Annotated in this window: 25 protein-coding genes; 14 read left to right on the forward strand and 11 right to left on the reverse strand. The window is 72.2% G+C overall.

Going from position 1 to position 24,800, the window contains the following annotated elements:
- Window positions 1-31: 31 nt before the first annotated feature.
- Window positions 32-1,564 (forward strand): sensor histidine kinase, encoded by a 1,533-nt coding sequence (locus ACMCNN_RS03890; RefSeq protein ID WP_412744801.1) that lies wholly within the window; start codon window positions 32-34, stop codon window positions 1,562-1,564.
- 56 nt (window positions 1,565-1,620) lie between these two features.
- On the opposite strand, the gene ACMCNN_RS03895 is transcribed toward ACMCNN_RS03890, so the two are convergent.
- The gene (locus ACMCNN_RS03895) at window positions 1,621-3,885 is read right to left on the reverse strand and encodes a glycosyltransferase family 39 protein (RefSeq protein WP_412744802.1); all 2,265 of its coding nucleotides are present in this window, start codon (window positions 3,883-3,885) and stop codon (window positions 1,621-1,623) included.
- Between the two features lie 344 nt (window positions 3,886-4,229).
- Here ACMCNN_RS03895 and ACMCNN_RS03900 point away from each other — a divergent pair, with 344 nt between their 5' ends.
- Genes ACMCNN_RS03900 through ACMCNN_RS03915 form a run of 4 tightly spaced genes read left to right on the forward strand, consistent with a single transcriptional unit; the run spans window position 4,230 to window position 7,673 of the window.
- Window positions 4,230-5,924 (forward strand): nitrite/sulfite reductase, encoded by a 1,695-nt coding sequence (locus tag ACMCNN_RS03900; RefSeq protein ID WP_412744803.1) that lies wholly within the window; start codon window positions 4,230-4,232, stop codon window positions 5,922-5,924.
- Window positions 5,921-6,118 carry a hypothetical protein gene (locus ACMCNN_RS03905; RefSeq protein ID WP_412747356.1) on the forward strand — a complete coding sequence of 66 codons (198 nt, stop codon included), beginning with the start codon at window positions 5,921-5,923 and terminating at the stop codon, window positions 6,116-6,118. Before ACMCNN_RS03900 ends, ACMCNN_RS03905 begins: the two co-directional genes overlap by 4 nt.
- On the forward strand, window positions 6,115-6,876 hold the full coding sequence (locus ACMCNN_RS03910) for a phosphoadenylyl-sulfate reductase (protein ID WP_412744804.1): 762 nt from the start codon (window positions 6,115-6,117) through the stop codon (window positions 6,874-6,876). Before ACMCNN_RS03905 ends, ACMCNN_RS03910 begins: the two co-directional genes overlap by 4 nt.
- The gene (locus ACMCNN_RS03915) at window positions 6,858-7,673 is read left to right on the forward strand and encodes a sirohydrochlorin chelatase (protein ID WP_412744805.1); all 816 of its coding nucleotides are present in this window, start codon (window positions 6,858-6,860) and stop codon (window positions 7,671-7,673) included. The genes ACMCNN_RS03910 and ACMCNN_RS03915 overlap by 19 nt, the downstream gene beginning before the upstream one ends.
- Before the next feature lie 297 nt (window positions 7,674-7,970).
- On the opposite strand, the gene ACMCNN_RS03920 is transcribed toward ACMCNN_RS03915, so the two are convergent.
- On the reverse strand, window positions 7,971-8,225 hold the full coding sequence (locus ACMCNN_RS03920) for a WhiB family transcriptional regulator (RefSeq protein WP_020513708.1): 255 nt from the start codon (window positions 8,223-8,225) through the stop codon (window positions 7,971-7,973).
- A 417-nt stretch (window positions 8,226-8,642) separates the two neighbouring features.
- Window positions 8,643-9,593, reverse strand: coding sequence for a diacylglycerol/lipid kinase family protein (locus ACMCNN_RS03925; RefSeq protein WP_412744806.1), 951 nt, complete (start codon window positions 9,591-9,593; stop codon window positions 8,643-8,645).
- 68 nt (window positions 9,594-9,661) lie between these two features.
- On the opposite strand from ACMCNN_RS03925, the gene ACMCNN_RS03930 reads away from it, so the two are divergent.
- Both ACMCNN_RS03930 and ACMCNN_RS03935 read left to right on the forward strand, forming a co-directional pair.
- Window positions 9,662-10,060, forward strand: coding sequence for a hypothetical protein (locus tag ACMCNN_RS03930; protein WP_412744807.1), 399 nt, complete (start codon window positions 9,662-9,664; stop codon window positions 10,058-10,060).
- A 100-nt stretch (window positions 10,061-10,160) separates the two neighbouring features.
- Window positions 10,161-10,913 carry a FadR/GntR family transcriptional regulator gene (locus ACMCNN_RS03935; RefSeq protein ID WP_412744808.1) on the forward strand — a complete coding sequence of 251 codons (753 nt, stop codon included), beginning with the start codon at window positions 10,161-10,163 and terminating at the stop codon, window positions 10,911-10,913.
- A gap of 46 nt (window positions 10,914-10,959) precedes the next feature.
- Here the strand turns inward: ACMCNN_RS03935 and ACMCNN_RS03940 are convergent, their stop codons facing one another.
- The 3 genes from ACMCNN_RS03940 to sodN are packed head-to-tail and all read right to left on the reverse strand — an operon-like array spanning window position 10,960 to window position 12,317.
- A complete protein-coding gene (locus ACMCNN_RS03940; RefSeq protein ID WP_412744809.1) occupies window positions 10,960-11,373 on the reverse strand; it encodes an anti-sigma regulatory factor in 414 nt (137 codons plus the stop codon).
- A gap of 30 nt (window positions 11,374-11,403) precedes the next feature.
- Window positions 11,404-11,856, reverse strand: coding sequence for an N-acetyltransferase family protein (locus tag ACMCNN_RS03945; protein ID WP_412747043.1), 453 nt, complete (start codon window positions 11,854-11,856; stop codon window positions 11,404-11,406).
- A 56-nt stretch (window positions 11,857-11,912) separates the two neighbouring features.
- Entirely contained in the window at window positions 11,913-12,317 is a 405-nt protein-coding gene (sodN, locus tag ACMCNN_RS03950) for a superoxide dismutase, Ni (RefSeq protein ID WP_130509036.1), read from the reverse strand.
- Between the two features lie 85 nt (window positions 12,318-12,402).
- Between sodN and ACMCNN_RS03955 the strand changes: the two genes are divergently transcribed.
- The 3 genes from ACMCNN_RS03955 (at window position 12,403) to ACMCNN_RS03965 (ending at window position 15,369) form a co-directional block, all read left to right on the forward strand.
- The gene (locus tag ACMCNN_RS03955; RefSeq protein WP_412744810.1) at window positions 12,403-12,711 is read left to right on the forward strand and encodes a S26 family signal peptidase; all 309 of its coding nucleotides are present in this window, start codon (window positions 12,403-12,405) and stop codon (window positions 12,709-12,711) included.
- Between the two features lie 150 nt (window positions 12,712-12,861).
- Window positions 12,862-14,115 (forward strand): NADP-dependent malic enzyme, encoded by a 1,254-nt coding sequence (locus tag ACMCNN_RS03960; protein WP_412744811.1) that lies wholly within the window; start codon window positions 12,862-12,864, stop codon window positions 14,113-14,115.
- Window positions 14,116-14,418: 303 nt separating this feature from the next.
- Window positions 14,419-15,369: a zinc-binding dehydrogenase gene (locus tag ACMCNN_RS03965; protein ID WP_412744812.1), complete on the forward strand. Its 951-nt coding sequence runs from the start codon at window positions 14,419-14,421 to the stop codon at window positions 15,367-15,369.
- A 16-nt stretch (window positions 15,370-15,385) separates the two neighbouring features.
- Here ACMCNN_RS03965 and ACMCNN_RS03970 read toward each other — a convergent pair whose 3' ends face one another.
- Entirely contained in the window at window positions 15,386-16,672 is a 1,287-nt protein-coding gene (locus ACMCNN_RS03970; protein WP_412744813.1) for an alpha/beta hydrolase family protein, read from the reverse strand.
- Window positions 16,673-16,806: 134 nt separating this feature from the next.
- Between ACMCNN_RS03970 and ACMCNN_RS03975 the strand changes: the two genes are divergently transcribed.
- Entirely contained in the window at window positions 16,807-16,971 is a 165-nt protein-coding gene (locus ACMCNN_RS03975) for a hypothetical protein (protein ID WP_412744814.1), read from the forward strand.
- A gap of 117 nt (window positions 16,972-17,088) precedes the next feature.
- Here the strand turns inward: ACMCNN_RS03975 and ACMCNN_RS03980 are convergent, their stop codons facing one another.
- On the reverse strand, window positions 17,089-18,120 hold the full coding sequence (locus ACMCNN_RS03980; protein ID WP_412744815.1) for a CHRD domain-containing protein: 1,032 nt from the start codon (window positions 18,118-18,120) through the stop codon (window positions 17,089-17,091).
- A 182-nt stretch (window positions 18,121-18,302) separates the two neighbouring features.
- On the opposite strand from ACMCNN_RS03980, the gene ACMCNN_RS03985 reads away from it, so the two are divergent.
- The 3 genes from ACMCNN_RS03985 (at window position 18,303) to ACMCNN_RS03995 (ending at window position 20,232) form a co-directional block, all read left to right on the forward strand.
- Window positions 18,303-18,809 carry a hypothetical protein gene (locus ACMCNN_RS03985; RefSeq protein ID WP_412744816.1) on the forward strand — a complete coding sequence of 169 codons (507 nt, stop codon included), beginning with the start codon at window positions 18,303-18,305 and terminating at the stop codon, window positions 18,807-18,809.
- 158 nt (window positions 18,810-18,967) lie between these two features.
- Window positions 18,968-19,534: a sigma-70 family RNA polymerase sigma factor gene (locus ACMCNN_RS03990; protein ID WP_412744817.1), complete on the forward strand. Its 567-nt coding sequence runs from the start codon at window positions 18,968-18,970 to the stop codon at window positions 19,532-19,534.
- A complete protein-coding gene (locus tag ACMCNN_RS03995; RefSeq protein WP_412744818.1) occupies window positions 19,531-20,232 on the forward strand; it encodes an anti-sigma factor family protein in 702 nt (233 codons plus the stop codon). The genes ACMCNN_RS03990 and ACMCNN_RS03995 overlap by 4 nt, the downstream gene beginning before the upstream one ends.
- Window positions 20,233-20,236: 4 nt before the next feature.
- Here ACMCNN_RS03995 and ACMCNN_RS04000 read toward each other — a convergent pair whose 3' ends face one another.
- The 3 genes from ACMCNN_RS04000 to pta form a co-directional block, all read right to left on the reverse strand.
- A complete protein-coding gene (locus ACMCNN_RS04000) occupies window positions 20,237-21,451 on the reverse strand; it encodes an acyltransferase family protein (protein ID WP_412744819.1) in 1,215 nt (404 codons plus the stop codon).
- Window positions 21,452-21,548: 97 nt separating this feature from the next.
- A complete protein-coding gene (locus ACMCNN_RS04005; RefSeq protein WP_412744820.1) occupies window positions 21,549-22,661 on the reverse strand; it encodes an acetate/propionate family kinase in 1,113 nt (370 codons plus the stop codon).
- Window positions 22,658-24,721 carry a phosphate acetyltransferase gene (gene pta, locus ACMCNN_RS04010; protein ID WP_412744821.1) on the reverse strand — a complete coding sequence of 688 codons (2,064 nt, stop codon included), beginning with the start codon at window positions 24,719-24,721 and terminating at the stop codon, window positions 22,658-22,660. Before pta ends, ACMCNN_RS04005 begins: the two co-directional genes overlap by 4 nt.
- Between the last annotated feature and the right edge of the window lie 79 nt (window positions 24,722-24,800).

Genomic DNA, 24,800 nt, shown 5'->3' on the forward strand with positions numbered 1-24,800 from the left:
CACCGCCCGGACGGCATGGCAGGCTTGATCCGTGTCCACCCTGCGCGACCTGGCCGAGGAGCACACCGACCTCGGTCCCGCCGACATCGACCACCTGCACCGCCTGGCCGGCGACTGGCAGCTGCTGTCCGACCTGTCCTTCGCCGACCTGCTGCTCTGGGTGCCGGTCCGGCCCCCGGACACACGGCCCCGGGCGTTCCTGTGCGTCGCCCAGGTGCGCCCGACCACCGCGCCGACGGCGTACCAGGACGACCAGGTGGGCCGGATCGTCGGCGGGCCCGAGGTGGCGCACCTGGACATCGCGTACGCGCAGGCCCGGATCTGGCGCGAGGGCGACCCGGTCTGGTACGGCGACACCCCGGCCCGCCACGAGGCCATCCCGGTGCGGATCCGGGGCGAGGAGGAGCACGGCGAGGTCGTCGCGGTCATCGGCCGCGACACCAACCTGTCCACCGCGCGTACGCCCAGCCAGCTCGAACTGAACTACCTGACCACGGCCGACGACCTGGCGCAGATGGTCGCCGACGGGACCTTCCCGCCGCCCCGGCACCCGGGCGAGACCACCTCCGCGCCCCGGGTCGGCGACGGGCTGATCCGCCTCGACGCGTCCGGCAAGGTCACCTACGCCAGCCCGAACGCGCAGTCGGCGTACCGGCGGCTCGGGTTCAACGCGCACCTGGTCGGCGAGGAGCTGGCCGAACTGACCCGGCGGCTGGCCGCCGACCCGCTGGAGGGCACGGACACGGCCGAGCGGATGCTGGCCGCGCTGCGCGGTGAACATCCGGCACGCAAGGAGGTCGAGGCGCGCGGGGCGACCGTACTCATGCGGGCCCTGCCCCTGATGCCCGCCGGGGTGCCGATCGGTTCGCTGGTGCTGGTCCGCGACGTCACAGAGGTACGCCGCCGCGACCGCGCCCTGATGACCAAGGACGCCACCATCCGGGAGATCCACCACCGGGTCAAGAACAACCTGCAGACCGTCGCGGCCCTGCTGCGCCTGCAGGCCCGCCGGGTCGACAACGCCGAGGCGCGGATGGCGCTGCAGGAATCGGTACGCCGGGTCGCCTCGATCGCCCTGGTGCACGAGACGCTGTCGATGTCCAGCGACGAGGCGGTCGAGTTCGACGGCATCGTGGACCGGGTCGCCAGCGCGGCCACCGAGGTCGCGGCCACGGAGAGCGCCGTGACGATGCGGCGCGAGGGCACGTTCGGGGTGCTGCCCGCCGAGATCGCCACGTCGCTCGTGATGGTCCTCAACGAACTGCTCATCAACGCCGTGGAACACGGCTTCCCCGGCGGCGAGGACGGGGGCGCGCCCGAGCCGGCCGAGGGGCCGGGCGAGGTGATCGTGTCGGCGCACCGCTTCCGCCAGCAGCTGCACGTCACCGTGGCGGACAACGGCCGGGGCCTGCCCGAGGGATTCCGGGCCGACGCGGGCGGCCGCCTCGGTTTGCAGATCGTCCGGGCGCTGGCCACGGGCGAGCTGCGGGGCAGCATCGAGCTGCGCAACCGGGCCGGGGGCGGCACCGAGGCCGTCCTGGTCGTGCCGCTGGGCAAGCGCTGAGCGTCGTTCCGCGCGGCTCGCGGCCGCCTCAGTGCTCCGTGCGGTTCGGGACCGCCTCAGTGCCGAGCCGGGCGAGGCCGCGGCAGCAGCAGCGCCACGGTGAAGCCGTCGAAGCGCCAGCGCTCGGCCACCCGGTAGCGGGCGGCGAGGGTGTCGCGTACGCCCTCGGGCAGCTGGTCGGTCGCGCCCGCGCGGCGGCCCGTCGCCAGGTCGTCGGGGCTCACCACCCACAGACGGTTCGTGCCCGCGAGGCAGTCGGCCGGGACGTCGCACTCGGTGGGCCACAGCGACGCGTTGCGTACCGCGTCGGACTGCAGCAGCACGTCGCGCGGTCCGGAACCGCGCAGGTAATAGCGCATCGCCATGTCGGTGAACTGCCAGCCCTGCCGATGCGCGTAGACGACCCCGTCGCCCGGCACCGACCAGCCACCCAGCAACTGCGCGACCGACCGGTAGTCCAGGCCCGAGTGCCACTTCCGCAGGTCGTTCTGCGCGGGCAGGCCCATCAGGCCCAGCACCAGTACGGCCGCCAGCGCCGTCGGCAACCGCAGCCTGGTCAGCGCCCGCCCGGCCAGCACGCACAGCAGCGGGACCATGAAGATCAGGTACCGGCCGACGAACATCGGCGCGATGAGCTGATCGGCCGCGAACAGCAGTCCGTACGGCAGGAGCACACAGAACCAGAGCAACCGGCTCCAGCGCTCGCCGGCTCCGGGTGTGCCGCGCCCTGACAGCGCGAACACCGCCATGGCGCACAGCGCACCGCCGACCAGGCCGGAGATGAAGATCGTGTTCGGCAGCTCGGCGAGGGCGTCCGGCGTCGCCCGGGGCAGCCAGTTCAGCTGTGCCTCGTGCTGCGGCGCACCGAGCAGCATGAGTGGCAGCACGCCCGCGCACCCGGCCGCCGCGGACCCGGCCCACCACAGCAGGCGCAGCCGGTCGTGGCGGGCGGTCAGTGCCGCCGCCGCGACCGCGTGCCCGGCCAGCAGCAGCAGACCCACCGGATGCGACCACCCCAGCAGCAACACACCACCGGCGTACGCCGCCCAGCGCCACCACCGGGGCCGGGCGAGCGCCGCGACCAGGGCGTACGTGGCGAGCGTGGCGAACAGCGCCGCGAACGCGTAGCCGCGGGCCTCCTGGGCGTATCGGGACATCACGGGCAGCGTGGCCACGAGTAGTCCCGCGAGCAGAGCGGCCCGGTGGCCGTACAGGCGGCGGGCCAGCAGGGCGGTGGCCGCAGCGGTGGCCGTCATGGCGAGCATCGAGGGCATCCGCAGGGCCGTCACCGAGTCGCCGAACCACCCGACCCAGTAGTGCAGGAACAGGTAGTACGGCAGCATCACCGCGTCGATCGTGTGCCCCAGCGCGACGATCTGCGGCACCGTCCGGACCGCGACGTCCCAGCTCGCGAACTCGTCCCGCCACGGTGGGGCCTCGCCGGCCCGAAACCACACCACGAGCGCGGTGACGACCGTGGGTATCGCCCAGCTGAGCACCCCGATCAGCGCTCGTCGCCGGTCCTGCGGTGCCCGACGCGCCCGCGCCGTCGCTTCCGGCGGCCTGCGGGGTTCGGCGACGGTGCCGGGTTCGGGTGCGGCGGTGGCTCTCGGCGGGGCTTTCCTCGGAGGCGCCGGTGCTTCCGGCGACCCACCGGGTTCGGCGACTGTGGTGACGCCGGGCGGGGTGGTCTTCGCCGGGGTGATGGTCTTCGGCGCCTTGGGCGAGCCGGTCTTCGGCCGGGCGGGGGCCTTGGCCGGGGCTGCCTTGGACCGGTCGACGGCTTTGCGCGAGCCTGCCTTGGCGGGCGCAGCCTTGGGCGAGGCGGCTTTGGGCGAGGCGGCCTTGGCGGAGGCGGCCCTGGGTGATGCGGCCTTTGATCGAGCTGGGGCCTTGGGCGGTGCGGCTTTTGGTCGGGCGGTCGCCTTGGGCGGTGCGGCCTTTGGCCCGGCGGCGGTCTTGGCCGGTGCGGCCTTTGGCCCGGCGGCGGTCTTGGCCGGTGCGGCCTTTGGTCCGGCGGTGGCCTTGGGCGGTGCGGCCTTCGGCTCGGCGGTGGCCTCGTCCGGGGCGGCCTTCTCCGGTGCGGGCTTTGGGGCGGTGGCCCTGGACTGGGCGGGCTCTTTTGCCGTGGTGGCCTTCGGCGGGGTGGCCTTGGTGCGGCCGCGGGCCCTCGGCGCTGCCGCAGGTGCGTCCGCAGGTGCGTCCGCAGGTGCGTCCGCAGGGGCGTCCGCGGGGGCGTCCGAGGCGGCCGCGTCCGCAGGGGCGTCCGGCGATGGTGACGTGGCGGCCTCGGCGGGGCGGTCGCCGGACGTGGTCGTCATCAGGACAGGATTCCAAACTGCTGAGTCCTGGTGTGGTCCGGTGCGACATTCGGTGCCGGTGGTGGGCCAGGACACCCTCCCGGATTCTGGACCGGACTGGCCGACAAGGGGCGCGCGTGAGAGGCTGTCCGCATGACCGCTGCAGTTGAGCGCCGCTTCGTGGCCCGCCGCCACGTCGACTACGGCCGCGTCCGCAGCGCGATGTGTCCGGCTTCCTGACGCCGCCCGATCGCTGATTTCGGGCGCGCCCGACGCGCCGGCCTTCTCCAGACACCGATGTCGCGAGCCCTTCGGGGTGGCCGTCCGCCATTGGCGCGCCCTCGATGACCCGGAGGACCGCCGACATGGCGATCGACAGCACCACGGCCGCGAAGCCCGCCGCCCGCCCCCGCAAGGCGCGCGGCGAGGGCCAGTGGGCGCTCGGACACCGTGAGCCGCTGAACCCGAACGAGCGGATCAAGAAGGACGACAACCCGCTCAACGTTCGCGCCCGCATCGAGAACATCTACGCGCATCAGGGCTTCGCCTCCATCGACCCGCAGGACCTGCGCGGCCGCTTCCGCTGGTGGGGCCTGTACACCCAGCGCAAGGCGGGCATCGACGGCGGGCGTACCGCTGTACTGGAGCCGCACGAGCTGGAGGACGAGTTCTTCATGCTCCGCGTGCGCATCGACGGCGGCCAGCTCAACCTGGCCCAGCTGCGCACGATCGCGGGCATCGCGACCGAGTTCGCCCGCGACACCGCCGACATCACCGACCGGCAGAACATCCAGCTGCACTGGATCCGGGTCGAGGACGTGCCGGAGATCTGGCGGCGGCTGGAGGCGGTCGGCCTGCAGACCACCGAGGCGTGCGGCGACTGCCCGCGCATCGTGCTGGGCAGCCCGGTCGCCGGGGTGGCCGTCGACGAGGTGATCGACCCGACCCCGGCGATCGACCGGATCGTCGAGCGGTACATCGGCGATCCCAAGTACTCGAACCTGCCGCGCAAGTTCAAGACGTCGATCTCCTGGCTGGTGGACACGCCGTACGAGACGAACGACATCGGGTTCATCGGGGTGCAGCACCCGGTGCACGGGCCCGGCTTCGACCTGTGGGTCGGCGGGGGACTGTCCACCAACCCGCGGCTGGCCGAGCGGCTCGGCGCGTGGGTGCCGCTGGAGGAGGTGCCGGACGTCTGGGAGGGCGTGGTCGGTATCTTCCGCGACTACGGCTACCGGCGGCTGCGCAACCGGGCCCGGCTGAAGTTCCTGCTGGCCGACTGGGGTGTCGAGAAGTTCCGCGAGGTGCTGGAGAAGGAGTACCTGGGCCGGGCGCTGCTGGACGGGCCGGAGCCCGACCTGCCCGCCAAGCCGATCGACCACATCGGCGTGCACAAGCAGGTCGACGGCCGCAACTACGTGGGCGCCGCGCCGGTCGTCGGGCGTTCCTCGGGTACCCAGCTGGCCCGCCTCGCCGACCTCGCCGAGGGACACGGGTCCGACCGGGTGCGGCTCACCCCGTACCAGAAGCTGTTGGTTCTGGATGTCGCCGACGACCAGGTCGAGTCGCTGGTCGCGGGCCTGCGCGGGATCGGTCTGGAGGCCCGGCCGTCGGCCTGGCGGCGCGGCACGATGGCCTGCACCGGCATCGAGTACTGCAAGCTCGCCATCGTCGAGACCAAGGCCCGCGGCGAGGAGCTGGTGGCCCGGCTGGAGGAGCGGCTGCGGGAGTTCGACGCGGACATCTCCATCCACATCAACGGCTGCCCGAACGCCTGCGCCCGCACCCAGGTCGCCGACATCGGCCTCAAGGGCCAGCTCGTCATGAACGAGCGCGGCGAGCAGGTAGAGGGCTTCCAGATCCACCTCGGCGGTGGCCTCGGCATGGCCCGGGGCCAGACCGCGGGCTTCGGCCGCAAGCTGCGCGGCCTCAAGGCCACGGCCGACGAACTTCCCGGGTACGTGGAAAGAGTCGCCCGGCACTACCTGGCCGGACGGGCCGAGGGGGAGTCGTTCGCGACCTGGGTCGTGCGCGCCGACGAGGAGTTGCTCAAATGAGCGACGCCCGGTCGACGCCCCTCTACTGCCCCTATTGCGGGGAAGAGGACCTGTACCCGCACGAGGCATCGCACGGCGCGTGGGAGTGCCACTCCTGCGCCCGTGTCTTCACGGTCAAGTTCAACGGGCTGCTGGCCGCGCGACTGAAGGGCGCGGCCGGCGACGACGACGCTGTCGAGGGAGCTAACCGATGACTGTCGTGACCGCCACCGGCCTGGGCCTGGTGTCCCTGGGAGGATCCGTGCCGGCCGACCCGACCCGCCGTACCCCGGCCGAGCTGGAGAAGCTGGCCCGCGACGCGGCGTCGGCGCTGGAGGGCAAGCCGGCCGAGGAGATCGCCCGGTGGGCCACCGACACGTTCGGAGCCCGGTTCTGTGTGACCAGCTCGATGGCCGACGCGGTGGTGGCGCACCTGTTCTCGCGGGTCACCCCCGGCGTGGACGTCGTCTTCCTCGACACCGGCCTGCACTTCCCGGAGACGCTGAAGGTGCGCGACACGGTCGCCCGCACGATGAACGTGAACGTGCGTTCGATCCGGCCGCGCAAGACCGTCGGGCAGCAGGACGGCGAGTTCGGGCCCCGGCTGTTCGCCCGCAACCCCGACGAGTGCTGCTTCCTGCGCAAGGTGGAGCCGCTGGAGCGGGCCCTGGTGGACTACGACGCCTGGGCGACGGGTCTGCGCCGCGACGAGTCGCCGACGCGGGCCAACACGCCGGTCGTGACGTTCGACGCGCGCAAGGGCAAGGTGAAGGTCAACCCGATCGCGGCGTGGAGCCAGGCCGACGTGGACCGCTACATCGCCCGCTGGAACGTGCCGGTCAACGAGCTCTTCAAGAAGGGGTACGGCTCGATCGGCTGCTGGCCGTGCACCCGCCGTACCAAGGCCGGGGAGGACCCGCGCGCGGGCCGCTGGGCGATGTTCGAGAAGACCGAATGCGGCCTGCACGTCTAGCTCCCGTACGCCCTGGACCCGCGGGTCCGGGTGTGGTGCTGGCTGCGCACGGGAGCAGGGATCCACGGGGGGCGGCCGCGACGCGGGCGCTCACCCGGGCGGTGGCGCGCCTGCGGCCCGACTGGGACGTGCGCGCCGCGTACCTCGATCACAGCCTGCCCCGGCCCGCCTCGGCGCTCGCCGCGCTGGCGGCCGCCGGGCATCAGCGGGCGGTGCTGGTGCCGCTGCTGCTGACGGCGGCGTACCACGGGCGGGTCGACGTGCCCGCCGAGGTCGCCGCCGCCCGGTCGGAGGGGCTGAACCTGGAGGTGGCCGTCGCCGAGGTGCTGGGGCCGGTCGCGGGGGATATCCCGCCGTTGCTGCTGGACGGGCTCCTGCGGCGTCTGCCGGTGCGCGGCTCGGTGGCCGGTGACCCCGTGTGGCGGGGTGACGAACTGGATGCGGTGGTGCTGGTGGCGGCGGGCACCCGCGACACCACCGCGCGCGGCACCGTGGACGAGGTCGGCGCGGCGCTCGGGGAGCGGCTGGGCCTGCCGTGCGCTGTCGCGTACGCGTCGGCGTCCCCACCGACCGCGGGCGAGGCCGTGGCGCGCCTGCGGGCCGCCGGGGCGCGCCGGGTCGGGGTGGCGTCGTACTTCCTGGCCCCGGGGCGGCTGTATGACGCCGCGGTGCGGTCGGCGCGTTCGGCCGGGGCGGTGGCCGTGGCGGAGCCGCTGACGGACGCGCCGGAGCTGGCGGAGCTGGTGGTGGCCCGCACCGCCGAGGCGGCGGGGCTCGCGGTGGCCGTCGCCGCGTGACGCAGCCCGTGCCGGGCATGACACCGGTGTGCCGGGCGTGACACGGCCTTTGACGTGCCCGGCACGGGAGTCGGCCCACGGCCTTGAGTCGGGGGCATGGGATGCAGGACACACCCTCAGTGCGCAGTGCTAATCGTCTCAGTAACGATTGCCCGCAATTTCGAGATCATTTCGCGAACGGGGCGTGACCTGATTCGCGGGCGGCCCGCCATTGCGTGCGGTAATCGGCCCGAAACAGCACGACGCCCCGGGCCGGAACGGCTCGGGGCGTGAAATGCGGTTGGTGCGGGGGATGGCTCAGGCGGTGGGAGCGCCGACCCGGAGGCCGCCGCGACGCTTGACGGCGCGCCGCTCGTCTTCGCTCATACCGCCCCATACGCCGGCGTCCTGACCGGACTCGAGTGCCCAGGAGAGGCATTCCGAGGTCACGGGGCACCGCCGGCACACGGCCTTGGCCTGCTCGACCTGCAGGAGCGCGGGGCCGGAAGTCCCGATCGGGAAGAACAGCTCCGGGTCCTCGTCGCGGCAGATCGCATCGTGGCGCCAGTCCATGGCGGCAACACTCCTTGTTTCCGGATGGGGTAGTAAACGCAGTGCTGACTTACTTATTTGCATACGCATGGCGGACCAACGGGCTGCATCCGTTAGGTCACCAGTGCGTGAGCAAGCTATTTCGTTACACAGAGCCGTTCCGGGCTTCTCGATTAGGAACGTGCGCGGGCGGCATCCGGTTACTTCTTATCGCTTGTGAATGCTTTCACGAACTAGCGCGATGTCAAGGGTAGCGCTCAGAAAATCTCCGAGCGGGTGAGCTAGCTCACGACCCCTTTGTCCGGTTCTGGGGGTTCTTCCAGTCCCGGCTGACGACCGCTCCCATCAATGTAGTACCGTGCCGCCCCGCGCGCCGACGTTTTGCCTGTGTTTCTGAATACGGATCGTGAGGCTCCTTCCCTCTTGCTTACCCCGTACTCAGCAGACCACACGCAGCGCTTCCGGGACGGACACGAAGTGCACCTTCTGCCGCTCACCCAGGTAGTCGCCGTCCAGATGGAACGGTTGGGGGCGCGTGGCAACGATCGTCATCTCCGCCTGGTCGTGCAACCGGAGCACCTGCCGCCCGTGCGGGGTGCCCGTACGGCGTGCCAGCTGCGTCACTGTCCGTGTTGTGCTTGAGACGCCTAGCTGTCGTAGCGCTAGTACGTCAAGTCCCAGATCGAAGGATGCGTCCGGATTCGGGTTCACTGCGCGATCCCCGACGTATGTCCAGGGCGCGGTGTTCTGCACGATGACAGTGCCGAGTCCCGATTCCGTCTCTTCTCCCGGACGTTCCACGGAGAGCGGCGGATTCTTCCGGTCCTCACCACCGAAGAACTGCCCGATGGTCGCGCGAACGTACAGCGCGGGAGTAGAAGTGCGGCCGCGTAACCGGGCCTGCTCCACGGCGCGCACGACCGCCGCATCCAGTCCCATTCCTGCGCAGAACGTGAAATAGCGGTCATCGGCGCGGCCCAGGCCGACCAGCCGGTGCCGGCCGTCGCGCAGCCCGTCCAGGATCACGCTGGTGGCGTCCACCCAGTCGCGCGGCAACCCCAGCGCGCGGGCGAAGACGTTCGTCGATCCGCCCGGCACCACCGCGAGCGCGGGCAGCCGGTGCGCCGGGGCGCCGGGCCGCGCGTCCTCCGCCGCGTCCGCGGTGAGCAGGCCGTTCACCGCCTCGTTCACGGTGCCGTCGCCGCCCAGGGTGACCACCACGTCCACGCCGTCGTCGGCCGCGGCGCGGGCCAGCGCCATCGCGTGGCCCCGGCGCAACGTGTACTCGACGGTCAGGTCCACCTCGCTGCGCAACGCCCGGACAAGCACATCCCGGCTGCGCTCACTGGTCGTGGTGGCTTTGGGGTTAACCACCAGTAGGGCACGCATGCGCGGCACTGTACCCGCCGATCGGCGCGCGGTCAGTCCTCGATCGTCATGGCCGGTAGGGTGCAGCGGTGACCGCGCCGCAGCCCCCGCGTACCGCCATGCCCGCGACCCTCGCCGGGGCGGCCGGACTGCTCGCCCTGGAGGCCGCCGGGCTCACCGCGCTCACCGCGTACCTGATCGTGCTGGACGTGACGGCGGACAAGCAGAGCGTGACCGTCGCGATCGCGCTCACCGCGTTCGCCGCGCTCGGCGCGGCCGCGCTGGGCCTGCTGGCCCGCGCCCTGGCGCGGCGGTCGGGCCGGGCCCGCGGGCCCGCCGTCGTCGTTCAGCTCTTCCTGATGGCGACCGGGGGATTCCTGATCCAGACCGGGCCCGCCTGGCTCGGGATGGTCCTCCTTATCCTGGCTGCGGCCGTGATTGTCCTGATCGTCCTGCCGCCCAGCACCCGGGCACTCGGACTGGATTGATGCTCGTCCCGGCGGATCCAGGATCTCCGCCGCGCTGGAGGGCCTACGCTGAGATGGGCCTAGGCAAATCGAAGCGGTGGCGCTTCGGGGGTGAGGACGAGTGACCGGATCGACGGTGCGCCCACCGGCGTACCAGATGCTCGCCGATGAGCTCCGTGCCGAGATCACCTCCGGCCGTCTGCGGGCCGGGGAACGCCTGCCGCCGGAACCGGAGCTGTGCATCCGTTCCGGGGTCAGCCGCAGCACGGTCCGCGAGGCGCTGCGGCTGCTGGCCAGCCAGCACCTCATCATCACCACCCGGGGCGTGACCGGCGGCAGCTTCGTGGCGCACCCGGACGCCGCGCAGATCTGCGAGGGCCTCACCACTGGGCTCACCCTGCTCACCAACTCCGCGGCGGTGGGCTTCACCGACGTGTTGGAGTTGCGCATCGCGTTGGAGGTGCCCGCGGCCTCGATGGCGGCGTACCGCCGTACGGACACCGACGTGGCGCTCCTGCACGCCGCGATGTTCGACCCGGCCGGAGACGACGCCGCCGAGATGTGCAGCGCCGCCTCCGCGTTCCACTCCGTGATCTGCAAGGCCACCCGCAACCCGCTGTTCGAGCTGGTCACCCGGCCGGTGTACGACGCGAGCTGCGGCGACGACGTGATCCACGACCTGCCCGAGGGCTACTGGGCGGAGGTCGCCGAGGACCACCGGGAACTGCTGGCCCGGATTGTGGGGCGCGACCCCGAGGGAGCCGCCGCGGCCGCCCGCAGCCATCTGGATCACGTCGCGGAGGCGAATCGCCGCTCGCTCGAGCTGAACGGCAATCACCACCGGCCCGCGGCCGCGGCCGTGCCGAGTCCCTGATGCTCCGCGTGTCCGGCGTTGCGGGCCGCTACCCGGGGTGGGGTGGTCAGCTCTCCGAACGTCGGGTGACCAGGCGGATCATGGCGCGCCGCCCGTCCGCCTCGGCCGTGGCCGCGGTGGTGAGCGCGGTCAGCACCTTCCACGCGAATGAGGACTCGGCCGGCAGGCGCGCGCCGCGCACGGTCGGCACGGACACCTCGACCGTCAGGGCGTCGTCGGTCACGGCGAAACGGCAGGCCAGCTCGGCACCCCGGGAGGCGATCGCCAGCAACATCGCGCACGCCTCGTCAACCGCGATGCGCAGATCCTCGATCTCGTCCAGCGCGAAGTGCAACCGCGCCGCGAGGCCCGCGGTGGCCGTCCGGAGCACGCTCAGAAACCCGCCGTCGGCAGGCACCGTGAGCAGTACGACATCGTCCTCCGTCGCCGGCTCGGGCTGTGTCGTCGTCGCGTGAGTCACCCGCACCCCATCCTCCCAATGGAGGAGACTCTAGCCGCTGCCGGTGGAGGCCCGGGAGGCCCGTTCAGCGAGCAGGTGCAGCGCCTCGCCCGCAAGGCGGTACGGCAGCCAGTCGGTCTTGACCCGGGCGCCGATGGCCGCGTAGAAGCCGGCGGCCGGATTCCAGTCCAGCATCATCCACTCGAGGCGGCGGTACCCGCGGTCCACGCAGATCGCGGCGAGCGTGGCCAGCAGCGCCACGCCCGAGCCGGAGCCGCGGGCGCCCGGGCGGACGTACAGGTCCTCCAGGTGGATGCCGTGGGTGCCCTCCCAGGTGGAGTAGGTGAGGAACCACAGCGCGAAGCCGACCGGTACGTCGTCGGCGTCGACCGCGACGTGGCCGAACAGTGCGGGAGCGGGGGCGAACAGGGCCGCGCCGAGCTGCTCCACGCTCAGGTGGCACTGGTCGGCGGCGCGCTCGAAATCGGCCAGTTCGTGCACCATCGCAACGACGGCCGGCACGTCATCGGGACGCGCCGGCCGTACGGTGACGTTCTGGCTCACGCCTGCTTGGTCTCCCAGAAGATCTTGGAGATCTCCTCGATCTTGCCCAGCAGCTGCTCGGCGACCGCCGGGTCCATCGAACCCTTGGTCCCGGAGGCGCCGGCCAGCTTGGTCGCCTCGTTGAACAGCTGGTGCAGCTGCGGGTACTTCTCGAAGTGCGGTGCCTTGAAGTAGTCGGTCCACAGCACCCACAGGTGGTGCTTGACCAGCTCGGAGCGCTGCTCCTTGATGCCGATGGCGCGGGTGCGGAACTCCGGGTCGGTGTTGGCCTGGTACTTCTCGGCGATCGCCTTGATCGACTCAGCCTCGATGCGAGCCTGTGCCGGGTCGTAGACGCCACACGGCAGGTCGCAGTGCGCGCTGACCAGGGTGCGCGGCGTGAGAATGCGCGGAAGTCGCATCAGGACCCCTCCATACGTTTGCGATGATCCGTGTCTGACCCTACCCCTTACACCTCCGGCCACACGCGACGCGGGACTTGATGCCATGAGCTTGCAACTGCCGCTGTTCGCCGTACTCGTGCAGGGTCCGTCGATGGCGCCCACCCTGCGCGACGGCGACGCCCTGCTGGTGCGCCGCGGTGGCCGCGTGCGCCCCGGCGACGTGGTGGTCGCGCGCTTCCGGTCCCGGCCCGACCTGCTGGTCGTCAAGCGCGTGGTCGAGGCCCGCGACCAGGGCTGGTGGATACACGGCGACAACGATTTCGGTACGGACGACTCGCGGACCCATGGAGTGGCAGATGTCATCGGACGAGTCGTGTTTCGTTACTGGCCTCGACCGGGGCGGCTAAGTTAATCTTCGGTAACCGCAGCACACCGAAGTCTTGCGGCCCTCAAGAGCATTACCGCTCAGTGTTGTCTAGCGACCTCGTTCCGGGTGACCCCCGCATCGCAGGTCGGCCGGGCGCCCACTCGCGTCCAGGCCGGCTGGCAAATCGACCTTCCGATGCGCCCTGGAGTCCCCGTGTCTATCTTCAGCTTTGAAACCGACCCTGCCCTGGCCAGCGACCCGGTCTTCGACCTGCACCGGCGCGGCAAGATGGCGATCTCCTGCACCGTCCCGCTGAACAGCCGCGACGACCTGTCGAAGGCGTACACCCCCGGCGTTGCCCGGGTGTGCGAGGCCATCGCCGAGACGCCCGAACTGGCCGCGGAGTACACCTGGGCGGCCAACGTCGTCGCCGTGGTCACCGACGGCTCCGCCGTTCTGGGCCTGGGCAACATCGGCCCGAAGGCCGCCATGCCGGTCATGGAGGGCAAGGCGGTGCTGTTCAAGCAGTTCGGCGGCGTCGACGCGGTGCCGATCTGCCTGGACACCCAGGACACCGAGGCGATCGTCGCCACCGTCAAGGCGCTCGGGCCCTCGTTCGGCGGCATCAACCTGGAGGACATCAGCGCCCCCCGGTGCTTCGAGATCGAACGGCGCCTCGACGAGGCCCTCGACATCCCGGTCTTCCACGACGACCAGCACGGCACCGCGGTCGTCGTGCTGGCCGCGCTGCGCAACGCGGTCACCGTGCTCGGGCGGCGCTTCGCCGACCTGCGCGTCGTCATCAGTGGCGCGGGCGCGGCCGGGGTCGCCATCACCAACACGCTGATCGCGGCCGGGGTGCCCGGCGCCAACATGATCATCTGCGACTCGCGCGGCATCATCCACGCCGACCGGCCGGGCCTCACCGCGGAGAAGGCGGCGCTGGCCGCGACCACCAACGTCTCCATGCGTACGGGCGGGATCCGCGAGGCGCTGATCGGCGCGGACGTGCTGATCGGCGTGTCCGGCGGGGCGATCGAGGAGGAGGCGCTGGCCGGGATGGCCCCGGGCGGGATCATCTTCGCCCTGGCCAACCCGACTCCGGAGGTGCACCCGACGATCGCCGCCAAGTACGCGGCCATCGTCGCGACAGGGCGCAGCGACTTCGCCAACCAGATCAACAACGTGCTGGCGTTCCCCGGCATCTTCCGGGGTGCCCTGGACGCCCGCGCCAGCAAGATCACGGATCGGATGAAGGTGGCCGCCGCCGAGGCGATCGCCGACGTCGTCGGCGAGGACCTGCGACCCGACACCATCGTGCCGTCGCCGCTCGACCCGCGCGTCGCCCCGGCCGTGGCGGCCGCGGTGGCGCGGGCCGCCGAGCTGGACGGCGTGGCCCGGCGCGTCGCGGGGCCGGTGGCCCCCGCCGCGACCCCGGTTCCGGCCTGACGCGCTGCCTGTCCGTGGCCTTGTCCCGGCCTGACCGCTGCCTGTCCGTGGCCTTGTCCCGGCCTGACCGCTGCCTGTCCGTGGCCTTGTCCCGGCCTGACGTGGAGGTTGGGGCGTGGCCTTGGGCCTGACGCGGTGATCGGCCGTCGCCTTCCGTCGGGCGGGCTGGCAAGGCAGATCTTGAAGGGTTCGGGTGCGTGGCTGACCCGAACTCTTCAACAATCGTGCGGTGTTCGGCTGCGGGCGTGGTGAATCGGCCACAGGGGACGCCGCGTGCGGCGAGCGAGACAGTAGGCTCCCGTCATGCGTGCCGCCTACGCCTCCGTGACCAAGCCCGACGACCCGCTGGCCGCGCTCGCGGTCGGTGACCTGCCCGAGCCGTCGCCGCCGGAGGGCTGGGTGACCGTGGAGGTGCGCGCCAGCTCCCTGAACCACCACGACCTCTTCTCGCTGCGCGGAGTCGGCCTGCCCGCCGACCGGCTGCCGATGGTCCTGGGCTGCGACGCCTCCGGGATCGACCCGGACGGCAACGAGGTCGTGGTCTACCCGGTGGTGCCCGATCCGGCCGACCCGCGCGGGTTCTCGCTGCTCTCCGAGCGCCACCCCGGCACGCTGGCCGAGCGGGTGGCCGTACCGGCGGAGAATCTGCTGGCCAAACCGGCGGGGCTGTCGTTCCTGGACGCGGCGTGCCTGCCGACCGCGTGGCTGACGGCGTACCACATGCTGGTGACGCGGGGCCGGGTAGCGGACGCCGACGCGGTGCTCGTGCAGGGTGCGGGCGGCGGCGTGGCCACGGCCGCCGTCGTGCTGGCCGTGGCGCTCGGCAAGCGGGTGTACGCGACCAGCCGCGACGCCACCAAGCGGGAGCGGATCGCCGCCCTCGGCGCCGTCGCGGTCGAGCCCGGAGCCCGCCTGCCCGAACGGGTCGGCGTGGTCATCGAGTCCGTGGGTGCGCCGACGTTCGAGCACTCGATGAAGTGCGCCGAGCCGCAGGCGCGGATCGTGGTCTGCGGCGCGACCGGCGGCCATCTCGCCACCGTGGACCTGCGCCGGGTGTTCGCGATGCGGCTGGACATCCTCGGCAGCACCATGGGCAGCCGCGACGAGCTGGCCGCGCTGCTCGACCTGGTCGTGCAGCACAACGTCCGCCCGGTGATCGACTCGACGTACGGCTTCAGCGCGGTGGCGGACGCGTTCGCCCACCTGCACTCGGGTGACGTGTTCGGCAAGGTCGCGATCGACCACCTGCACTGAGTCTGCGCCCGTCGAGTCAGGGGCGGTCCTCGAAGGGCCTGTGGAACATGCCCGCTCCGTGGCCGGTCGGCGCTCCGGAGGCTGACTCCGTGGCGGTGGGGCCGTCCCAGCGCGCGGGTCTCGCCGGAGCGGGACCGGCGGCCCGCCCCGTCGGTGCCGCATCCGGGGTCGGCGAGGGATCCGTCTCCGTGGCCGGGAGGCCGCTGGCGGGCAGCCGCCAGCGGGCCCCGTCGTCGCGGGTCAGCGTCCAGCGCAGGAAGTCCGTGACGATCGCGTTCATCTGCCGCCAGCCGTAGCGGCCGGGCAGCATGTATCCGGCGTGGTGGGCACGGGGAATCAGGACGTACGACTTGGGCCACGGCACGGCGTCGAACGCGGCCCGCCCGAGCGAGAGCGGGACCACGTGGTCCGCGTCGCCCTGGAGGAACAGCATCGCGGCCGGGCGCCCGGCGAACGCGCCGGGTGCCCGCCACCCGGCGATGACCACACCCGCGCGGAGCCACTCGGGATGCCGCGCGGTGAACAGGCCGGTCGTGGTGTACCCGCCCGCCGAGTGCCCCACGGCGGCGACCCGGTTCCGGTCGATCCGCCCGTACAGCGGGTCGTCGGGGCGGCGGTCGAGGCGGCGGATCTGCTGGAGGACGTACCGCGCGTCGTCGGGCTGGTGGACGATGTCGGATCGGCGGAAGCGTGGTGCGCCCGCGCAGGTGTGCGGGAACGCGGGTACCGCGACGACGAACCCGGCCGCCGCCCAGGTCGCCGCGGCGGGGGCGTAGCGCTCGGGAGTGCCGGCCAGGCCGTGGCTGAACAGGACGAGCGGGAAGCGGCCGCGCGCCGGAGCGGCCATCGGCTCGCCGGGCAGCGCGGTGGCGGGCGCACCGGGCGGGCTCGCCGGGCAGGGCTCGGCCCGGGACGGCCCGCTGGACGCGGCGGCGGTGGGGGACGGTGAGGCGGCCGGGGGAAGGCCGAACAGGGAGACGTCTGCGCTGGACGCGGTGGGTGCGGGGGTTGTCGCGGTGGGTGAAGCGGAGGTGGGCGCGGTGGCCGGGATGGGGCGGGGCACACCGACAGCCGGGTAGAACAGCAGGGTGCGCAGCGGGCGGTCGGCGCCACGGGACAGCTTCAGGGTCCGTACGCCGACCGCGTACCGGGGGCCGTCGGGTATCGCGGACGGTATCGCGGGAGCGCGTACGGCGGTGTGTGGCCGGGTCGGACGGGACAGTGACCGGTCCGCGGCCCAGGCGACGGCCGGCACGGCGAGCACCATGGCGATAGTCGTCCGGAAGATCCGTTTTGTTCCCACGTCACGACCGTAGGCGGGTCTCGTCCACGGAGGAGTGATTTCCGGCGATGCGGGATGTTCGCCCTGGCAGACGTCGCGCCGATCACCGTCCGCGGGGTGTCGCCGAGATGCGCCGCTTCGCTATTGTCCTGCCCATGCCTGACAACTCCGTCGACCCCAGCGGCAACACCGAGGCCTTCCGCGCCTTCACCCAGAACGCCACCCCGGAGGAGCCGGCGGCCTCGAAGGTCCCGCTCATCGTCGGCGGCGTCGTGGTGGCGGTCCTGCTGGTGGCGCTGATCGTCTGGCTGACCGCCTGACCGCCTGACCGCCTGACCGCCTGACCGTTCCGGCGGCTCGGCGCCGTCGGCCTTCGACATGCAGCGCACCGCCGGCCCTGGTGGACCGGCGGTGCGTCATGCTTTCTCGCGTTCGGTTCAGCGGCGGAACAGCTGTCCGCGCACCGCGCCGCCCGGGAACTCCGCGGTGTGCAGGTTGGCGTAGAACCCGGACGGTGTCTTCTTGATCCGGCGGACCAGCTTCGCGTCCAGGCCGGCCACCGTGCCGGACACCGCGATGATCGTGCTGGGCATCGCCGTGGTGAACAGCGGGACGACCACGGGGCCGTTGACGCCGGTCTGGCCCTCGTGGATGTGCCCCAGCGTGGGCCGGATCCCGACCCAGGCGAACGAGTAGTCGAGGCGGGCGTTGCCGTGCGGCTGGAGGAAGCTCACGGCACGCCCGGTCGGGTCGCCGACCGCGGGGCCACCCGGAGTGGGCACCTCCTGGTCGCCGGAGAGGAACGCCTTCAGGGTGCCGCCCTGCAGCACGCCCAGCACGTCCACCGGCCCGCGCAGGCTGTGCAGCTGTCCACGGACCGCGCCACCGGGGAACTGCGCGCTGTGGAGGTTCAGGTAGAAGTCGGCGGGCCGGCGGCGGATCGCGTCGGCGATGGCCGGGTCGCTGACCGTGGTGATGCCGGCGGCGGCGTCCACCGTCGCGGGCATCGCGGTGGTGAACAGGGGGACCTTCACGTCACCGTTCACGCCGGCCTTGCCCTGGTGGATGTGGCCGAGGGTCGGCGCGCCGATCTTCTTCCAACGGAACGCGAACGTGACGCGGTTTCCCTGCACCCGCACCAGCCCGGTGGCCTCGCCGTCGGGGTCGCCGACGGCCGGGCCGCCCGCGACCGGTACCTCGTTGCGTCCGCGCAGCGTGGCCGCGAAGTACCGCGCCTGCTGGTGGGAGCGGCGTACGCCCTCGGCGTGGCTCGGGGCCGGCGTCGACGCCCCGGCGGGCATCGCCGCGTGGTTCATGCCGGCCATGGCCGAGTGGTCCATGCCGGACATCGCGTGAGTGCCCGGTGTGGTCGGTGCGCCCGCGGCGGCGAACGCGGGTGGGGCTGTCGGGGCCAGCACGAGTCCACAGACACTCAGCGCGAGTGCTGACACGGCGACGGGCATCTTCATGAGGTCTCCAACGATGTCGAAAGTGGGCTTCCTGCCGTTCCGGGCTGCACACGCTCGGTGCTTCCGATCGGTTCAACGGAAATCGGCAGAACGAGGTCTGGATCACATCCGGTATGGATGTGGTGAACCGGTTTCCGGGGACCGGCGTTTGGCCCACGACACCCATCGTGGAGAGGGACGTAATGCGACAGACAGTGGGCACGCCGATGGCTCTGGTCCTGTGTGGGGCTGTTCTCGCCGTCGGAGCGGTCGCGTGCAGCGGCCCGTCGGCCAAGACCGCATCGAAGTCGTCGACGGCCGTCATCAACGGGACCACCCCGGCGGCCCCGACCGGCCTGCAGTTCGCGGACTCGGCGATCGGGTCGATCCTCGTCGACCAGAACGGCCGCAGCCTGTACGGGTTCACCGCGGACAAAGCCGGCACCAGCAGCTGCACCGGCACGTGCATCGCGACCTGGCCGGCGCTGACCAGCGAGAAGCCCGTCACCGCCGGAACGGGCGTCGAGACCTCGCTGCTGACCACGGTCTCCCGCGCCGAGAGTGCCAGCCAGGCCGTGTACGGCGGCTGGCCGCTCTACTACTACGCGGGCGACCTCGGCCCCGGCGACATCGACGGGCAGGGCGTCGACGGCACCTGGTTCGTCATCGGCCGCGACGGCAAACTCATCAAGGCCGACCCGGCGAGCTGAGCCCCTCCTCGACCCGGGACATGACCCGGCGCGTGTGGCCTGTTGCGAGTGTGGCGTGTCCGACGCGCCGTGAAGTGAACCGGGTCGCTGCCGTGGACGTGTGCACCAGAGCAGGATGGCATCGCCCGGCCACCGTAACGGGCGAGGAGGAGGCGTGAATGGCTGCCGTGTGGTCCCGCCGCAGGGACAGCGCCGCTGACGAGGTGCTGATCCGCGCGTTGTACGAGGAACACGGTGGTGCCCTGCTGGCGTATGCCAGCCGCCTCACGGGTGACCGCGCCGCGGCCGAGGACGTCGTCCAGGAGACCCTGCTCCGCGCCTGGCGACATCCCGAGGCGCTGACCAACAGCAAGGGCTCGGTCCGTGGCTGGCTGTTCACGGTCGCCCGCAACATCGCGACGGACCGGTTCCGCGCCAAGTCGCGGCGTCCCACGGAGGTGGCGGAGTCGCCCACCAACGTGCCGGTGCACGACGACCACGCCGGTGAGGTCGTGGACTCCATCGTCGTACTCGATGCGCTGGAGCAGTTGTCGCCCGAGCACCGCGAGGTCCTGCACGCCATCTACTTCCAGGGTCACACCGTGGCCGAAGCGGCCGAATCGCTCGGGGTGCCGCCCGGCACGATCAAGTCACGGACCTACTACGCGTTACGACGCATGCGCGAGACGTTCACGAGTCAACCGGCGCCTGGCCAGGTGGTTGCCATGAGAGGAGTGGCCGGATGACCACGGAACATGTGACTACCTTGCTCGGCGCCTATGTGCTCGGTGCCCTGGATGAGCAGGAGGTGACTGCGGTGGACGAGCACATCGCGTCGTGTCCGGAGTGCCGCCTCGAGGCAGCCGACCTGCGTGGCGTCGAAACCGCCCTGGGCGAGCTGCCCCCGGAGGCGCTGATCGACGGGCCACCGGCCGACGGCGAGCTGCTGCTGCAGCGCACCCTTCGGACGGTACGCAAGGAGCGCGGCCGCCAGGACTGGCGGCGGCGGGCGACGGTGGCGGCCGCCGCGGTTGCCGTGGGCGGCGCCGTCCTGGGCGGCGGTACCGTGCTCGGCCGCGCCACCGCGCCGCAGACCGGCGCGCTCCCGCCACCCGTGACCACGCCGGTGACGGCGCCCGCCACCATGGCCGGATCCGCCCAGGACCCGACGTCAGGTGCCCGGATGAGCGTGGCGGTCCGCCCGGCCGCCGGCTGGGTACGGGTCAACGCGACGGTTTCCGGGATCACGCCCGGACAACGCTGCCGGCTGCTGGTCGTCGCGCACGACGGCAGCCGCCGCGAGGCCGGAAGCTGGCTCGCCTCCGCGACCAGCGCGTCGACCGGTACGAATCTGGACGGCTTCGCCCTGGTGCCGCCGAGCGACGTCGCCGCGGTCGCGGTGGAGACCTTCGAGGGAACGAAGCTGGTCTCGGTGCCGGTGTGACGCCTCAGACGGGCGCGGGCTCCGGTTCGCGCCCGGGCTCGGCCTCGGGGCTCCGGTCGGTGCGCGGCGCCGGGACCACCGCGACGGTCCCCTTGCGGTCCAGCCACCGCCGGGGCGTGTGCTTGCGCCACCACTTCTCGGCTGGTTCCTCGACGTAGGCGAACAGCGCCCAGGACAGCACGTTCACCACCACGGCCATGCCGAGCAGGGTGAACAGCACCGCGTCGTTGTCGGGCATCCGGCCCCACTGGTAGGTAGCCAGCCGGCTGATCGAGTGGTGGATCAGATAGAAGCTGTACGACCAGAGGCCGAGCAGCACGAGCGGCCTGGCGTTCAGGACGCTGCGCAGCCCGCGCACCTCGCGCTGGACGAACGCCACGATGATCAGGCCGGACAGGAGCGCGATCATCGGCCGTACGGTGAAGTCGAGCTGGGCCACGACGCCGTCGGAGAGCCGCTCCCGGCCCTGGTAGTAGAGGAAGACGTAGCCGAACAGCAGGGTGACCGGCACGATCGGGCGCAGCGGCAACCGCCAGCCGCGGCGCACCGCCAGCGCCAGGGTCATGCCGAGCAGGAACTCCGGCAGGTAGACCACCGGGTGGCGCATGACCCAGCCGGCGGTGCCCCGCGAGAAGTGCGCGGTCGCGAACCAGTGGACGGCCCACATCCCGGCCAGGCCGATGCCGGTGGCGGCGACCAGCCAGCGCGTCCGCAGCCGGGCGGCGACCCGCCCGAGCAGCGGGAACAGGGCGTAGAAGAGCAGTTCGACGCTGAGGGTCCAGGTCACCTCGTTGCCGGGGAGGATCGGCGTGACCCCGGGGAACCAGGTCTGCACGAGGAAGACAGAGGAGATCAGGCTGGGCCAGTGGATCGCCTGGTGGGCCGCGATGTAGTAGGCGAACACGCCGAGCACCAGGGCGACGAGGTGGGCCGGCCAGATCCGGCCGACCCGGCGCCAGTAGAAGACGCCGGGATGCTCGTGCGACTTGAAGACCCACATCATCAGGAAGCCGGAGAGCACGAAGAAGAAGGTGACGCCGTGCCCGCCGATCTCCGAGTACGGGAAGATCAGCGGCGAGCGGCCGAAGCCGGTCCCGCCCCCGACGCCCGTGAAGTGGTGGGCGAACACCGCGAAGGCCGCGAAGAACCGCAGGCTGGTCAGGGAGTCCAGGCGCTTCGGCAGGATGGCCGGGCTGGCCCTGAAGCCAAGTGTGGGCATAGGTGAGGGATCAACTTCTGTCGGCGGCCGGGGGCGGAAGCGACCAGAATAGTGGGAACCGCCGGGTCGCGGAAGGTGGCGTTTGTCTCCGGCGGGCTCAGCCGCGGGCCAGCGTCGCCCGCGCCTGCTCGGCGATCTCCAGCTCCTCGTCCGTGCGCACCACGCACACCGCGATCGGTGCGCCGTCCGGGGAGATCACTGACGCGTTGCGCTCGTTACGCTCCGGGTCGACGCTGATACCCAGCGCGGCCATGCCCGCCAGCGCCCGGCCCCGGACGATCGGCGAGTTCTCGCCGATCCCGGCGGTGAACGTGATCGCGTCCGCCCGCCCCAGCACGGCCAGGTACGCGCCGACGTACTCGCGGATCCGCCGGCAGTAGACGTCCATCGCCAGCGTGGCGTCCGGGTCGCCGTCGTCGAGGCGGCGTTCGATCTCGCGCATGTCGTTCTCGCCGGTCAGGCCGCGCATGCCGGACCGGCGGTTCAGCATGTTCTCGACCTCGTCGATCGGCAGTCCGGCCACCCGGTGCAGGTGGAAGACGATCGCGGGGTCGATGTCGCCGCTGCGCGTACCCATCACCAGGCCGCCCTGCGGGGCCATGCCCATCGACGTGGCGACGCTGCGCCCACCCTGCACCGCGCAGGCGCTGGCGCCGTTGCCCAGGTGCAGGGTGATGATGTCGGCCCGGTCGGCGGGCACGCCGAGCAGCTCGGCGGTGCGCCGGGCCACGTACGCGTGGGAGGTGCCGTGGAAGCCGTAGCGCCGCACCCCCCAACGCTGCGCGAGACCCGCGTCGATCGCGTAGGTGACGCCCTCGGGCGGGATCGTGGCGTGGAACGCCGTGTCGAACACCGCCACCTGCGGCACCTCCGGCAGCAGCTTGCGGGCCACGTCGATGCCGCTGAGCGCGGGCGGATTGTGCAGCGGCGCCAGCGGCACCAGCCGCGCGATCGTGGCCGCGACCTCGTCGTCGATGACCGTGGCCCGGGTGAACTCGCTGCCGCCGTGCACCACCCGGTGCCCGACCGCGGCCAGCCCGGCCAGGTCCAGTTCCTCCATGATCCGGCGCAGCGCGGTCTCGTGGTCGGGCGCGTCGCCGCCGGGCTCGCCGATCCGCTCGACCAGCCCCTTGGCCACCGTGGCGGCCCCGTCGAACAGGCGGTACTTCACCGACGACGAGCCGGTGTTGAGGACGAGGATTCGGTTCATGTCGCCGCCTGGATCGCCGTGATCGCCACCGTGTTGACGATGTCCTTGACCGTCGCGCCGCGGGACAGGTCGTTCACCGGCCGGCGCAGGCCCTGCATCACCGGGCCGACCGCGACCGCGTTCGCCGACCGCTGCACCGCCTTGTACGTGTTGTTGCCCGTGTTCAGGTCCGGGAACACGAAGACCGTGGCCTGGCCCGCGACCGTGCTGTCGGGCAGCTTCGCGGCGGCGACCGCCGGGTCGATCGCGGCGTCGTACTGGATCGGGCCCTCGACCGGGAGGTCGGGGCGGCGGGACCGGACCAGCTCGGTCGCGGCGGCCACCTTCTCCACGTCGGCGCCCGCCCCGGAACTACCCGTCGAATACGACAGCATCGCCACCCGCGGCTCGATGCCGAACGCGGCGGCGGTCTGCGCGGACGACACCGCGATGTCGGCCAGCTGGGTGGCGTCCGGGTCGGGGTTGACCGCGCAGTCGCCGTACACCAGGACGCGGTCGGCCAGCAGCATGAAGAACACGCTGGAGGCCACCGACACCTCGGGCACGGTCTTGATGATTTCGAACGCCGGGCGGATCGTCGCCGCGGTGGTGTGCGTCGCACCGGAGATCATGCCGTCGGCCAGTCCCGCGTCCACCATCAGCGTGCCGAAGTAGTTCACGTCGCGGACCACGTCGTGCGCCAGATCAAGGGAAACCCCCCGATGAGTACGCAGCTCCGCGTACCGGCGGGCGAAGCGGTCCCGCCACTCGCTGGTCGCGGGGTCCACCAGCCGCGCGCCGTCGATCTCCACGCCGAGTTCGCGGGACCGACGGGCGATCTCGGCCGGGTCGCCCAGCAGGGTGAGGTCGGCGACCCCGCGGCGCAGCAGGGTCTCGGTGGCGCGCAGGATCCGTTCGTCCGTGCCCTCCGGCAGCACCAGGTGCCGCCGGTCGGCGCGGGCGCGGTCGATGAGGTCGTACTCGAACATCAGTGGGGTCCGCCGGCTGGAGCGGGTGACGTTCAGCAGCTGGTTGAGCCCGACCGTGTCCACATTGGTCTCGAACGCGCCGAGCGCCGCCTCCACCTTGCGCGGGGTGGCGGGGCTCAGCCGGGCCTCGATCCGGTCGGCCGCCGCGATCGTCTCGTAGCTGTCCGCCTTCACCATCAGCATGGCGAGGCCCGTGTTCAGCCGCTCGATCACCTTCACCACGCGCGGGTCGGGGGGCGTACCGATCGTCAGCACCAGCCCGGCCAGCGTCACGTTGCCCGCCGCGTGGGCGGCGCTCGCGGCCACCAGCAGATCCGACCTGTCGCCCGGGGTGATGAGCAGGGCCCCGTCGGTCAGATGCTCCAGCACCGCGGGCACGTGCGCGGCGCCGACGAGGTAGTGCAGGACGTCACGGTCCAGCGCCGCGGCGCCGCCGCTGACCACAGTGGCGTCGAGCGCCGCCGCCACCTCGGCCACCGTGGGCGAGGCGATCGCGGGGACCTCCGGGATGACGTACACCGGCACGGGCAGGCCGGTGGGGGCGGGCGCGCCGGGCTGCGCCCGGTTCGCGACCACGGCGACGACGGTCGCGTGCAGATCCACCAGCGAGTGGTACGCCGACCGCACCACCGCGCCCAGGTCGGGCCGCCCCTGGCCGCTCACCACCGGAATGACGACGCTGCCGAACTCGGTGGCCAGCCGCGCGTTGAGAGCCAGCTCCCGGGGCACCTCGTCCGGGCCGTCCGGGCGGCTCTCCGTGAAGTCCGTGCCGATCACCACGACGGAGGCGCAATGGCGCTCCACCTCGCGGTAGCGCTCGATGATCCGGGAGGTCAGCTCCTCGCGCCGCCCGTCGGCCAGCAGCGCGGCCGCCTCGCTCGCGGTGACCCCGAACGAGTTCGCGTACGGCGTCAGCGCGGGATACCGGGCGGCCAGCAGGGTCAGGATCGGGTCGGGCCCGTGGTCACCGACCAGCGGCCGGAACACCCCGATGCGGGCCACCTGCCGGGACAGCAGCTCGACCAGGCCGAGCGCCACGATGCCCTTGCCGACCGCGGGACCCAGCCCCGCGACGTACACGCTGCGCGCCACACCCTCAACCTACCGGTCGGGAGATCATCGCGGGCCCCGCCGGTGGACCCGGGCGGGCGGGCCATCGGCCCCTTGCCTC

Source organism: Krasilnikovia sp. MM14-A1004, assembly GCF_047159485.1.
In the GTDB taxonomy this organism is placed as follows: Bacteria; Actinomycetota; Actinomycetes; order Mycobacteriales; family Micromonosporaceae; genus Actinoplanes.